Origin of the sequence: Streptomyces sp. NPDC001549 (assembly GCF_042894025.1) — a bacterium.
Lineage (GTDB): Bacteria > Actinomycetota > Actinomycetes > Streptomycetales > Streptomycetaceae > Streptomyces > Streptomyces kutzneri.
Map to the genome: position 1 here is coordinate 108,166 of NZ_JBIAVJ010000016.1, position 12,921 is coordinate 121,086.

At 68.7% G+C, this 12,921-nt stretch carries 13 protein-coding genes; 3 read left to right on the forward strand and 10 right to left on the reverse strand.

Annotated elements, in window-relative coordinates; translation table 11 throughout:
- Positions 1-4: 4 nt before the first annotated feature.
- The 6 genes from ACFY04_RS25065 to rfbB form a co-directional block, all read right to left on the reverse strand.
- Positions 5-1,303, reverse strand: coding sequence for a lipopolysaccharide biosynthesis protein (locus ACFY04_RS25065; RefSeq protein WP_389119734.1), 1,299 nt, complete (start codon positions 1,301-1,303; stop codon positions 5-7).
- 25 nt (positions 1,304-1,328) lie between these two features.
- Positions 1,329-2,213, reverse strand: coding sequence for a glycosyltransferase family 2 protein (locus ACFY04_RS25070; protein WP_389119736.1), 885 nt, complete (start codon positions 2,211-2,213; stop codon positions 1,329-1,331).
- A gap of 9 nt (positions 2,214-2,222) precedes the next feature.
- Positions 2,223-3,029, reverse strand: coding sequence for a glycosyltransferase family 2 protein (locus tag ACFY04_RS25075; RefSeq protein WP_314248116.1), 807 nt, complete (start codon positions 3,027-3,029; stop codon positions 2,223-2,225).
- On the reverse strand, positions 3,026-3,433 hold the full coding sequence (locus tag ACFY04_RS25080; RefSeq protein WP_389119739.1) for a DUF2304 family protein: 408 nt from the start codon (positions 3,431-3,433) through the stop codon (positions 3,026-3,028). The genes ACFY04_RS25075 and ACFY04_RS25080 overlap by 4 nt, the downstream gene beginning before the upstream one ends.
- Positions 3,434-3,576: 143 nt before the next feature.
- A complete protein-coding gene (rfbD, locus tag ACFY04_RS25085) occupies positions 3,577-4,488 on the reverse strand; it encodes a dTDP-4-dehydrorhamnose reductase (RefSeq protein WP_389119741.1) in 912 nt (303 codons plus the stop codon).
- Positions 4,485-5,462, reverse strand: coding sequence for a dTDP-glucose 4,6-dehydratase (gene rfbB, locus ACFY04_RS25090; RefSeq protein WP_314248109.1), 978 nt, complete (start codon positions 5,460-5,462; stop codon positions 4,485-4,487). The genes rfbD and rfbB overlap by 4 nt, the downstream gene beginning before the upstream one ends.
- 82 nt (positions 5,463-5,544) lie before the next feature.
- On the opposite strand from rfbB, the gene rfbA reads away from it, so the two are divergent.
- Both rfbA and rfbC read left to right on the forward strand, forming a co-directional pair.
- A complete protein-coding gene (gene rfbA, locus ACFY04_RS25095) occupies positions 5,545-6,420 on the forward strand; it encodes a glucose-1-phosphate thymidylyltransferase RfbA (RefSeq protein ID WP_389119743.1) in 876 nt (291 codons plus the stop codon).
- Positions 6,417-7,016: a dTDP-4-dehydrorhamnose 3,5-epimerase gene (rfbC, locus tag ACFY04_RS25100; RefSeq protein WP_389119745.1), complete on the forward strand. Its 600-nt coding sequence runs from the start codon at positions 6,417-6,419 to the stop codon at positions 7,014-7,016. Before rfbA ends, rfbC begins: the two co-directional genes overlap by 4 nt.
- A 188-nt stretch (positions 7,017-7,204) precedes the next feature.
- Here rfbC and tuf read toward each other — a convergent pair whose 3' ends face one another.
- From tuf to rpsL, 4 genes are all read right to left on the reverse strand, one after another.
- Positions 7,205-8,398 carry an elongation factor Tu gene (gene tuf, locus ACFY04_RS25105; protein ID WP_382550228.1) on the reverse strand — a complete coding sequence of 398 codons (1,194 nt, stop codon included), beginning with the start codon at positions 8,396-8,398 and terminating at the stop codon, positions 7,205-7,207.
- Positions 8,399-8,545: 147 nt separating this feature from the next.
- Positions 8,546-10,678 carry an elongation factor G gene (gene fusA / locus ACFY04_RS25110; RefSeq protein ID WP_033225050.1) on the reverse strand — a complete coding sequence of 711 codons (2,133 nt, stop codon included), beginning with the start codon at positions 10,676-10,678 and terminating at the stop codon, positions 8,546-8,548.
- 39 nt (positions 10,679-10,717) lie between these two features.
- A complete protein-coding gene (gene rpsG, locus ACFY04_RS25115) occupies positions 10,718-11,188 on the reverse strand; it encodes a 30S ribosomal protein S7 (RefSeq protein WP_007265894.1) in 471 nt (156 codons plus the stop codon).
- 2 nt (positions 11,189-11,190) lie between these two features.
- On the reverse strand, positions 11,191-11,562 hold the full coding sequence (gene rpsL, locus ACFY04_RS25120; RefSeq protein ID WP_007265893.1) for a 30S ribosomal protein S12: 372 nt from the start codon (positions 11,560-11,562) through the stop codon (positions 11,191-11,193).
- Between the two features lie 367 nt (positions 11,563-11,929).
- Between rpsL and ACFY04_RS25125 the strand changes: the two genes are divergently transcribed.
- A partial coding sequence (locus ACFY04_RS25125; RefSeq protein ID WP_389119747.1) for a YfhO family protein occupies positions 11,930-12,921 on the forward strand: 992 nt, incomplete at its 3' end.

Genomic DNA, 12,921 nt, shown 5'->3' on the forward strand with positions numbered 1-12,921 from the left:
AAGGTCAGACTTCCGTGAGATGTCCGTTGAGTTCCGGTGTGGTGGTGCGGCGCGGCACGGCGCCGCGCAGGGTCAGCAGCATCGCGGCCGCGGTGGCCAGCGAGCCGACCGCGTAGGCGAGGCCCACGCGCAGCGCGATGTCGCCGGGGAGCAGGGTGATACCGAGCAGGACCACGGTGCCGAACACCCAGCAGGCCAGCTGTGCGCGGTGCTTGTGCAGCACCATCTGGGCCTGTCCGAGCACCATCGCCAGCATGTAGCAGGTCGTCCCGACGGCGAACCAGAGGAAGTCGACGTGGCCGAGCTGGCCGGGCACGGCACGGAACAGGACCTCGATCAGCCAGGGTCCGAGCAGCACGGCGGGCACGCCGCCGACCGCGCCGAGGCCGAGCACCACCAGGCAGGCCTTGCGGAGCATCCGGGCGAAGCCCTGATGGTCGCCGGCGGCCACCACGGTGGACAGCCCGGAGAGCAGCGAGGCCTGCAGCGAGCCGAAGACGAACAGCGGCACCCGGGCCAGCACCAGGGCGCTGAGCAGGGCCGAGATCAGGGCGATGCGGGTCGGCTCCAGCAGCTGGGTGCTCATCACCGCCGCGTTGACCACCACCTGCGCCAGCAGGGTGGAGGCGGTCAGCGGCCCGAGGCCGCGGACCAGCTCGCGGGTGGGGAAAGCGCCGCCGGGCCGCGCCGCGCGCCGCGTCGGGGCCAGCGTGACCAGCAGGGCGATGAACGGCGCCACGACGAGGATCAGGCTGAAGGCGAGCGCCGAGTGCAGCCCGGCGGCGGCGCAGGCGAAGGCCAGCACGATCCGCAGGCCGCCGTCGACCGCGAGCTGGGAGCCGTACGCGGTGAAGCGGCCGGTGCCGGCCAGGATGCCCCGGGTGAGGTAGCACAGGGCCATCCCGGCGAAGGCGCCGCCGAGCACGGCGACCATCTGGAGGTCGCCGTGGAACAGCCGGTCGGCGATCGGCCGGGCGAAGAGAGTGAGCGCCCCGAGGACCGCGCCGAGGACGCCCCCGGTCAGCAGCCCCGCCTTCCGGAGCACCGGCGCGGCGCCCTCACCGCGCACCACGCGGGCGGCGACGATCCGGGTGAGCTCCTGCTCGATGGGGAAGAACAGGCCGATCCCGACGGACATCACCAGGGTCCACAGCACCGAGACGCCGGCCTTCTCGGCCTCGGAGAGGCTGTGCCCGGCCACCGCGAGGTGGATGTAGGAGGCGGCGCCGAGTACGGCGGTGCCCCCCGCGACCATGGCGGTCCCGGGGGGCAGGGCTTTGAGCAGTTTCGCGATCGGGTTCATCCCGTGGCTTTCATCGGCCGCACGTTCAGCGCGTGGCGTGGCGGAGCATGGCGCTGACACCGGGCCGGCCGGCGTGCTTCACAGCGCCGGGCAGCAGGGTGATCGCGTGCAGCCGGGAGGAGAGGTGCAGTCGGGAGACCTTGGCGGCGCGCGGCCAGCCGTGCCGGTCCAGGCGGTCGGCGGTCTCCAGGAAGAAGCGCTTGGCCTCCTCGAAGCGGTGGCCGGTGTAGGCCTTGGCGGAGGACTCGCTCCCGGCGTGCCGGCGGTAGCTGAAGCAGACCTCGGGCGTGGTGGCCAGGGTCTCCCCCGCCACCAGCAGGTCGACGACCAGGGCGAGGTCCTGGATCACGCCCAGGTCGGTGCGGAAGCCGAAGCGCTTGACCGCCTCGGTGCGCCAGCAGATCGACGGGAAGTACAGCCAGTTGCCGCGCAGCAGGCTGGCGGCCAGCTCCTCGCCTCCGAGCAGGGCCCGGCCGGGGCCCTTGGGGGAGTACAGCTTGCGCTTGGTCCGGTCGACCAGGGTGTCGTACTCCCGGCCGTCGGTGCCGATCACCAGGACGCCCGGCTGGATCATCGCGGCGGCCGGCTCGCGGTCGGCCGCGGCCCGCACCACCTGCAGGTAGTTCGGGTGCATGAGGTCGTCGCAGCCCATGAGCACCAGGTACTCGTACTCGGCGAGCTCGACGCAGCGGTTGAAGTTGCCGGTCACCCCGAGGTTGCGCTCGTTGCGCAGGTAGCGGACCCGGGGGTCCGCGAGCTGCTCGAACCACTCGGGGACGCCCGGCTCGCGGCCGTCGTCGACGACGGTGAGGCGCCAGTCGTCGCCGTCCTGGGCCAGGACGCTGCGGACGGCGTCCTGCATCAGCGCGACGTCGCCGTAGTACGGCAGAAGGATCTCGAAACGCGACATGTTCTCCGCCTAGGCCTTGGTCAGCTCGCGGGCGACCAGCTCGGCGGTGCGCTGCTGGAAGGCGGTGTACGCAGGGGTGCCGGGCGTGAACGTCTTGAGCTCGCTGGGCATCCGGCGGATCATCGCGAGCAGCAGCACGAGGCCGGCCCGGGTGAGGTAGACCATCGCCCTGAACGGCGAGGCGCTCGGCCGGCCGGTGGTCCGTTCGCGCATCGCCACGGGGATCTGGCGCACGGTGAAGCCGGAGCGGGCCGCGCCCACCATGGACTCGATGGTGTCCCCGAGGTACTCCACGGGGTACCAGCGGGCGAAGAACTCTATGAGCGGCCGGTTGCAGGCACGGAAGCCCGAGGTGGTGTCGGTGAGCTTGGTCCGGGTGATCCGCGACAGCACCACGGACAGCAGCGACATCGCCCACTTGCGCGGGCCGCGCACCGTGTAGTCGCCGTCGCCGGCGAACCGGGCGCCTATGACCAGGTCCGCGTCGCCGACGGCGAGGCGTTCCAGCAGCGCCGGCACGTACGCCGGGTCGTGCTGGCCGTCGGCGTCCACCTGGATCGCCACGTCGTAGCCGTGCTGCTGCGCGTAGCGGTAGCCGAGCCGCATCGCGCCGCCGACACCGAGGTTGAAGGGCAGCTGGGCGACGGCCGAGCCGGCGGCCCGGGCCACCTCGGCGGTGTTGTCCGCCGAGCCGTCGTCGACCACGAGGGTGTCCACGTAAGGCAGTTGCTGCTGGATCTCGCGCAGGACGGAGGGCAGTCCGTCCTCCTCGTTCCAGGCGGGAAGAATGATCAGAACGCGACGACCGTCGTTCACGAGTTCACCTGTGCCTCGACCTCGATGACGCCGGATTCCTCCGCGCGCGGCGACGTACTGGGGTAACCGCCCTGCTGGACGAGGTGCGCGCGGATCAGCGCGACGTCCTCCGCCAGGGTGCGGGTCTCCGCCTCCAGCCGGCTGGTCTCCCAGCTGAGGTGCAGGCTCACCAGCAGGACCAGGACGAACCCGATGAAAAGCACCAGGCTCACACCGGATGCCACGCCGAGGCCCCTGGCCACCGGGTCCAGCAGGTCGGGGACGAACCCGAGCGGGGCGACCAGCAATCCGATCGCGAGCCATATCGCCGCGTACTTCTCCCGCAGTTGCTGGCGGCGCAGCAGCTCGAGGATGTACCCCAGCACCAGAAGACCGGTGATGGAGGTCAGAACGGAGAGTCGCACAGCGGACGGCGCCTTTCGCGCGAAGGGGCCAACATCTTTATAGGAGAAGCATATGGCACGGCACATGACGCCAACGGGGCCCGAAAGGTTGCGTCCCGGGCCCCGTCGACGACGTGCGTGTGTAAGCGATCAGCCTCGCCGGCTCACCTCGTGGAGGGGAGTCTCAGCAGATCAGCGAAGGCCGGGCGGGTGATCGCCTCGGCGAGCTGCGCCCGCCAGTCGGGCAGCGGTTCCAGCCCGGCGGCAGACCAGCCGTCGTGAGCAAGGACACTGAAGGCCGGGCGCACGGCGGGGCGTACGAAGGCCTCGGAGGTCGTCGGCCGGATCCGCTCGGGGTCGAGCCCGCTCAGCCGGTACGCCTCGCGCGCCAGCCCCATCCAGGTGGTACGGCCGCTCGCGGTGCCGTGGTAGACCCCGCCCGGGGCCTTGCCCGCCAGCGCGGCGAGGCCGAGGTCGACCAGGCGACGGGCCAGCGCGTAGGACCAAGTGGGCTGGCCGTGCTGGTCGTCGACCACGTCGAGGGTGTCCCGCTGGGCGGCCAGCTTCAGCATGGTGGCGACGAAGTTCGCCCCGTGCTCGCCGTACAGCCACGCGGTCCGCACGATGTAGCCGTCCTGCGGAAGCAGCTCGGCGACGGCCTGTTCGCCGACCAGCTTGGAGCGCCCGTAGGCGTTGACCGGACCGGTCTCGGCGTCCTCGCGGTACGGCTGCGTGGCATTGCCGGGCAGTACGTAGTCGGTGGAGACGTGCAGCAGGCGCGCACCGGCGTCGGCGCAGGCCGCCGCGAGGACGCGTACGCCGGTGCCGTTGACGGCGGTGGCGGCTTCCTCGGCGGTCTCGGCACCGTCCACGTCGGTCCAGGCCGCGCAGTTGACGACGACCGCGGCACCCTCGACGGCGGCCCGCACGGCTGCCGGGTCGGTGATGTCGAGGTCGGCGCGGCGCAGGCCCGCGGCTTCGATGCCGGCGTCCTTCAGGACGGCCAGGACGTCCTGGCCGAGCATCCCGGCGGCGCCGGTGACGAGCCAGCGGCCGGCTCCCGCAGTCGCGCTCACTTCTGCAGCGCCGCCTTCGCCTTCAGCGGCTCCCACCAGGCACGGTTCTCGCGGTACCAGTCGATGGTGGCCTTGATGCCGTCCTCGAAGGTGACCTGCGGGGCGTAGCCCAGCTCGGCGCCGATCTTGCTGATGTCGATGGAGTAGCGGAGGTCGTGGCCCTTGCGGTCCTCGACCTGCTCGACCATCTCCCAGCCGAGGCCGGCGGCCTCCAGCAGGACACCGGTGAGCTCCTTGTTGGTGAGCTCGGTGCCGCCGCCGATGTTGTAGACCTCGCCGGCCCGGCCCTTGCGCATGGCCAGGTCGATGCCGCGGCAGTGGTCGGAGACGTGCAGCCAGTCGCGGACGTTTCCGCCGTTGCCGTACAGCGGGACCTTCTTGCCGTCCATCAGGTTCGAGACGAACAGCGGGATGACCTTCTCCGGGAACTGGTAGTGCCCGTAGTTGTTGGAGCAGCGGGTGACCACCACGTCCATGCCGTGGGTGCGCGCGTAGGCCAGCGCCAGCAGGTCGGAGGACGCCTTCGAGGCGGAGTACGGGGAGTTGGGCACCAGCGGCCACTCCTCCGTCCAGGAGCCCTCGCTGATCGAGCCGTAGACCTCGTCGGTGGAGATGTGGACGAAGCGGCCGACGCCGTGCTTGCGCGCGGAGTCGAGCAGCACCTGGGTTCCCACGACGTTGGTCATCACGAACGGGCCCGCGCCGGCGATCGAGCGGTCCACGTGGGACTCGGCCGCGAAGTGCACGACGACGTCGTGGCCGGGCATGACCTGGTCGACGGCGTCCGCGTCGCAGATGTCGCCCTTGACGAAGGTGTACCCGGGGTGGTCGGCGACCGGGGCGAGGTTGGCCTCGACGCCCGAGTACGTCAGCTTGTCGAAGACAGTGATCTGCGCCGTGGCATCTGCAGCGAGCTGCTGGCGGACGAATTCTGAACCGATGAAGCCGGCGCCGCCGGTCACGAGGATGCGCATAATACGAAGAGTCTAGCGGTCCGCCCAACGTCACATGCGCGGAACTCTGCTCCCCCACGCCCTCTCGCATAGGGTTCTCCCCATGCGTGGAATCCTCTTGGCCGGTGGCACCGGATCTCGACTCTGGCCGCTGACCCGGGCAGTCTCGAAGCAGCTGCTGCCCGTCTTCGACAAGCCGATGATCTACTACCCCCTCTCCACCCTCGTGATGGCGGGTATCAGCGAGATCCTGATCATCACCACCCCGGACGACCGCGAACAGTTCGAGCGACTGCTCGGCGACGGCTCGCAGTTCGGCCTGCGGCTGGAGTACGCCGTCCAGGAGCGCCCGGAGGGCATCGCCCAGGCGTTCGTCCTCGGCGCCGACTTCATCGGTGACGAGTCCGTCGCCCTGATCCTCGGCGACAACATCTTCCACGGCAGTGGCCTCGGCACCCGCCTCGCCCAGCACACGGACGCCAAGGGCGGCCGCGTGTTCGCGTACCCGGTCGCGGACCCCACCGCCTACGGCGTGGTCGAGTTCGACGAGAACGGCCAGGCCATCTCCATCGAGGAGAAGCCGGAGAAGCCCAAGTCCCGCTACGCGGTGCCGGGTCTGTACTTCTACGACAACCAGGTCGTCGAGATAGCCCGCGGCCTGAAGCCCAGCGCCCGCGGCGAGCTGGAGATCACCGCCGTCAACGACGCGTACCTCCAGGCCGGCGAGCTCAACGTCACCATCCTCGACCGCGGTACGGCGTGGCTGGACACCGGCACCTTCGTCTCGATGGTGCAGGCCTCCGAGTTCGTCCGCGTGATAGAGGAGCGCCAGGGCTTCAAGATCGGCTGCATCGAGGAGGCGGGCTGGCGGGCCGGCCTGATCGACTCCGCGCAGCTGCGCGCGCTCGCCGAGCCGCTGACCAAGAGCGGCTACGGCGACTACCTGCTGATGCTGCTCGCCGAGGAGGCCGCCCGATGAAGTTCCGCGAGCTCTCCATCGCCGGCGCCTTCGAGGTCACCCCGCAGCTGCACGGCGACCCGCGCGGTCTGTTCACCGAGTGGTACCGCTTCGACCGGCTGGCCGAGGTCGTCGGGCACCCGCTGAACCTGGCGCAGGCGAACCTCTCGGTCTCCTCCGCGGGCGTGGTCCGCGGCATCCACTTCGCCGACGTACCGCGCGGCCAGGCCAAGTACGTGACCTGCGTACGCGGCGCCGTGCTCGACGTCATCGTCGACCTGCGGGTCGGCTCCCCCACCTTCGGCCGGTGGGAGGGTGTCCGCCTCGACGACGTGGACCGCCGCGCGGTCTACATCCCCGAGGGCCTCGGCCACGGCTTCTGCGCCCTGAGCGACGACGCGACGCTGTCGTACCTCTGCTCGGAGACGTACAACCCCACCGGCGAGCACTCGGTGCACCCGCTCGACCCCGACCTGGGCATCGAGTGGCCGGCCGACATCCCGCTGCTGTCCGCCCGCGACGAGGCCGCCCCCTCGCTGGCCGACGCCCTCGCGACCGGTCTGCTGCCGGACCACGCCGCCTGCGTCGAGTTCACCGAGTCCCTGCGCGTGAACTGACCCACCGCCGTACGCAGCCGAGGGCCGCACCCCGTCCGGGGTGCGGCCCTCGCTCGTACCCGCCGCCCTGCCCACCCGGGCGGGACCGGACATGCCGAAGGGCCCCGTCCCACCGCCGAGGCGATGGGCCGGGGCCCTTCAGTGCAACTTGGTGCCCGATGAACGGGCTACCAGGTCAGAGCACGAAATTACTTCGTGATCTTGATGACCTGGCCGGCGCCCACGGTACGACCACCCTCACGGATGGCGAACTTCAGGCCCTCCTCCATGGCGACCGGCTGGATCAGCGCGACCGTCATCTCGGTGTTGTCGCCCGGCATGACCATCTCCGTGCCGGCCGGCAGGGTGACGACACCCGTGACGTCCGTGGTACGGAAGTAGAACTGCGGGCGGTAGTTGTTGAAGAACGGGGTGTGACGGCCACCCTCGTCCTTCGACAGGATGTAGGCCTGGGCCTCGAACTCGGTGTGCGGCGTGACCGAACCGGGCTTGATGATGACCTGGCCGCGCTCGACGTCCTCGCGCTTGATGCCACGGAGGAGCAGACCGACGTTCTCGCCCGCCTGGCCCTCGTCGAGCAGCTTGCGGAACATCTCGATACCGGTGACCGTGGTGGTGGTCTTGGTCTCCTTGATACCGATGATGTCGACGGTCTCGTTGACCTTCAGGACACCACGCTCGATACGGCCGGTGACGACGGTACCGCGACCGGTGATCGTGAAGACGTCCTCGACGGGCATGAGGAACGGCTTCTCGGTGTCACGCGGGGGGGTCGGGATGAAGTCGTCGACGGCGGACATGAGGCCGAGAAGCTTCTCGCCCCACTCCTTGTCGCCCTCGAGCGCCTTCAGCGCGGAGACGCGGACGACCGGCAGGTCGTCGCCCGGGAAGTCGTACTCGGAGAGCAGCTCGCGGACCTCGAGCTCGACGAGCTCCAGGATCTCCTCGTCGTCCACCATGTCGGCCTTGTTCAGGGCGACAACGATGGAGGGGACGCCGACCTGGCGGGCCAGGAGCACGTGCTCCTTGGTCTGCGGCATCGGGCCGTCGGTGGCGGCGACCACGAGGATCGCGCCGTCCATCTGCGCGGCACCGGTGATCATGTTCTTGATGTAGTCGGCGTGACCCGGGCAGTCGACGTGGGCGTAGTGACGCGCCTCGGTCTGGTACTCGACGTGCGCGATCGAGATGGTGATACCGCGCTGGCGCTCCTCAGGAGCCTTGTCGATCTGGTCGAAGGCCGAGGCCTCGTTCAGGTCCGGGTACGCGTCGTGCAGCACCTTGGTAATGGCGGCCGTGAGGGTCGTCTTACCGTGGTCAATGTGACCGATGGTGCCGATGTTGACGTGCGGCTTAGTCCGCTCGAACTTCGCCTTCGCCACGGGGTCCTCCTGGAGAGTGGTTCTGTACGCCTTACTCATCGGCGCCAGGTGATCTTTGCTGGAAAGCCGGTCCTCCGGGGCAACGGAGGGTTACTCCTGTTGCCCCAGAGGCTCCGGTGACAAGCCTAAAGCGTGTACTCGGAAGAGTTACTCGCCCTTGGCCTTCGCGATGATCTCCTCAGCGACGTTCCGGGGAACCTCGGCGTAGGAGTCGAACTGCATCGAGTAGCTGGCGCGACCCGAGGTCTTGCTGCGGAGGTCTCCGACGTAGCCGAACATCTCCGAAAGGGGCACGAGGCCCTTCACGACGCGAGCACCGTGACGCTCCTCCATGGCCTGGATCTGGCCACGGCGGGAGTTGATGTCACCGATGACGTCACCCATGTAGTCCTCGGGCGTGGTGACCTCTACGGCCATCATCGGCTCGAGGAGCACGGGAGAAGCCTTGCGCGCGGCCTCCTTGAAGGCCTGCGAACCGGCGATCTTGAACGCGAGCTCGGAGGAGTCGACCTCGTGGTAGCCACCGTCGAGAAGCGTGACGCGAACGCCAGTCATCTCGTAGCCGGCCAGGATGCCGAACTGCATGGCCTCCTGCGCACCGGCGTCGACCGAAGGGATGTACTCCTTCGGGACGCGTCCACCGGTGACCTTGTTCACGAACTCGTACGCCGGACCGTCGGTCTCGGTGATGGGCTCGATCGCGATCTGCACCTTGGCGAACTGACCGGTACCACCGGTCTGCTTCTTGTGCGTGTAGTCGTGACGCTCGACGGCCTTGCGGATCGTCTCGCGGTACGCGACCTGCGGCTTGCCGACGTTGGCCTCGACCTTGAACTCGCGCTTCATACGGTCGACCAGCACCTCGAGGTGCAGCTCGCCCATACCGCCGAGGATAGTCTGGCCCGTCTCCTCGTCCGAGTGAACGTGGAAGGAGGGGTCCTCCTCCGCGAGACGCTGGATGGCAACACCCAGCTTCTCCTGGTCACCCTTGGACTTGGGCTCGATGGCGACCTGGATGACCGGAGCCGGGAAGTCCATGGACTCCAGGATCACGGGTGCCTTGTCGTCACACAGCGTCTCACCGGTGGTGGTCTGCTTCAGACCCATGACGGCGACGATGTCACCGGCGCCCACCGCGGCGATCTCTTCACGCTTGTTGGCGTGCATGCGGTAGATCTTGCCGATGCGCTCCTTCTTGCCCTTGACGGAGTTCAGCACCGCAGTGCCGGCCTCCAGGCGGCCCGAGTAAACCCGGACGAAGGTGAGCTTACCGAGGTGCGGGTCGCTCATGATCTTGAACGCGAGCGCGGCGAGGGGCTCCTCGTCGGACGGCTTGCGCTTCACGACAACCTCGGCGTCGCGGACGTCGTGGCCCTCGATGGCCTCGATGTCCAGCGGCGACGGCAGGTAGCGGACGACAGCGTCGAGCAGGGGCTGAACGCCCTTGTTCTTGAACGCCGTGCCACAGAACACCGCGGTGATCGTGGGCTCGCCCTTGCCCTTGCCGGAGTTCAGGATGATCCGACGGACGGCGGCGTGCAGCTGCTCGACGGTGGGCTCGTTGCCCTCCAGGAACAGCTCCATGATCTCGTCGTCGTTCTCGGCGACGGTCTCGACCAGCTTGCCGCGCCACTCTTCAGCAGCCTCGGTGTGCGTGGCCGGGATGTCGACGATGTCGTACATCTCGCCCTTGGTCGCCTCGGCGGACCAGACGAACGCCTTCATGGTGACCAGGTCGACAACGCCCTGGAAGTCCATCTCGGCACCGATGGGGAGCTGCATGACGATCGGAACCGCACCGAGGCGGTCCTTGATCATGTCGACGCAGCGGTGGAACTCGGCGCCGGTGCGGTCCAGCTTGTTGACGAAGCAGATGCGCGGCACGCCGTAGCGGTCCGCCTGACGCCAAACGGTCTCGGACTGCGGCTCCACACCGGCGACACCGTCGAACACGGTGACGGCACCGTCGAGGACGCGGAGCGAACGCTCCACCTCGACCGTGAAGTCCACGTGACCCGGGGTGTCGATGATGTTGATGGTGTGGTCGACGTCCTCGAGCGGCCAGTGGCAGGTCGTCGCGGCGGACGTGATCGTGATGCCGCGCTCCTGCTCCTGCTCCATCCAGTCCATCGTGGCAGCGCCGTCGTGGACTTCACCGATCTTGTAAGACACACCGGTGTAGAACAGGATGCGCTCGGTGGTGGTCGTCTTGCCCGCGTCGATGTGAGCCATGATGCCGATGTTGCGCACCTTGGCCAGGTCAAGCGAAGTGGTAGCCATATCGGCTCAGTCTTCTCTCGGTCTCGATGTGGGTTGGGACTACCAGCGGTAGTGCGCGAAGGCCTTGTTGGACTCGGCCATCTTGTGCGTGTCCTCGCGCTTCTTGACGGCAGCGCCAAGACCGTTGGAGGCGTCGAGCAGCTCGTTCATGAGGCGCTCGGTCATGGTCTTCTCACGACGGGCGCGGGAGTAACCCACGAGCCAGCGGAGGGCCAGGGTCGACTGGCGACCCGGCTTGACCTCGACGGGGACCTGGTAGGTCGCGCCACCGACACGGCGGGACTTGACCTCAAGGGACGGCTTGACGTTCTCCAGCGCGCGCTTCAGCGTGATGACCGGGTCGTTGCCGGTCTTCTCGCGGAGGCCTTCCATGGCGCCGTAAACGATGCGCTCGGCGGTGGAGCGCTTGCCGTTCAGGAGGATCTTGTTGATGAGCGACGTCACCAGAGGAGATGCGTAGACCGGGTCGATGATGACCGGGCGCTTCGGGGCGGGGCCCTTACGAGGCATTCTTACTTCTCCTTCTTGGCGCCGTAGCGGCTGCGGGCCTGCTTGCGGTTCTTGACAGCCTGGGTGTCAAGCGCACCGCGGATGATCTTGTAACGAACACCCGGCAGGTCCTTCACACGGCCACCACGCACGAGCACGATCGAGTGCTCCTGCAGGTTGTGTCCCTCACCCGGAATGTAAGCGGTGACCTCGATGCCGGAGGTCAGACGCACACGCGCGACCTTACGGAGCGCCGAGTTCGGCTTCTTCGGGGTGGTCGTGAACACACGCGTGCAGACGCCGCGACGCTGGGGCGAAGCCTCAAGCGCGGGGGTCTTTGTCTTCTCGACCTTGTCCTGCCGGCCCTTACGGACCAGCTGCTGGATCGTAGGCACTACTTCTCCGGTTTCTGTGTGCCGTGTAGTGAAACTAACCTGGAACTTCCCCGACCCACGCGGTCGGGTGTGTCGAACACTGCACGCTTTCACCGAAGTGAGTCGGGCGCAGATTGCGGTGTGTTCTTCTCGGCTCTCCGCGGGGTCTTACGCACACGCGGGGGCCAGGGCACACCCCAGGCACAAGGTCAGAGCGTACCTACCTCACAGAGGTAGGTCAAAACAAATGCCCAGCACGAAAACCCGCCGCGCGCAAGCGGAGAGCGGCCCGATCGGCCCTGTGCCCGCCCCGGCGCCCTAAACTGACAGCTTGACCGGGCGCGGGACGCCCGCGAGTCGATCAGCAGGGAGCAGGACATTGGGGACCGTGGCACCCGAGCCGACCACAGTCGACGCCCGTCCCACCGCCCCGCGCAGAACCGCCCCGCGCAGACCTGCCATCCGCCGGATCACACGTTTCCGCGGCCCCCTGCTGGCCTTCCTGATCACCTCGGGCGCCTTCTGCGCCGCCTGGGTGGCGCGCGGCACCTTCCCCTTCGGCAACACCGGCCGGGCCCTGAACGACCAGGCCAACCAGTACGTGCCCTTCCACCGGGCGCTGTGGGACCTGGTCCACGGGCAGGCCGCCGGCGACGTCCTCTTCACCTGGCGCGGCGGCTTCGGACAGCAGTTCCTCGCCGATTACCACACCTACCTCGGCAACCCCTTCTCCTGGCTGGCCGTCCTCGTCCCCCGCGCCCACGTCGACCTCGCCGTCTTCGCGGTCACCCCGCTCACCATGGGCACCGCAGCCGCCGTGATGACGGTGTACCTCGGCAAGCTGCACCCCGGCCCGTGGTGGCAGCGGGGCGTGCTCGGAGCGGTGTACGGCCTGTGCGGCTGGGCCCTGAGCGATGCCTCGTACATCCCCATGTGGCTCTGGGGCCTGGTCGCGCTCCCGATGCTCGGCATCGCCGTCGAGTGGTGCCTGGAGGAGCGCCGCTGGCCGGTCGTGGCCCTGCTGGTCGCGCTCGCCTGGTTCGGGAACTTCTACACCGCGATGATGGCCACGATGGCCGCCTGCGTCCTGCTGGCCATCCGCATGATCACCCGCGACATGACGGGCCGGGAGCGGCTGCGCGCGCTGTGGCGGGCCGCGACGGCCACCGGGACCGGGATCCTGCTGACCCTGCCGCTGCTCCTGCCGTCGTTCCTGTCCAGCGGGGCCGCGCAGCCCACCAGGGCCGCCGCCTTCGACCCCGTACGGATCGAGCTCTTCCTCACGGGCATGCTCCCGGCCACGCACCTGTGGGGCGGCCGCCCGCGGCTCTGCGTCGCCTCGCTCGGGCTGATCCTGGCCGGCGCCTTCGTCCTGAACAG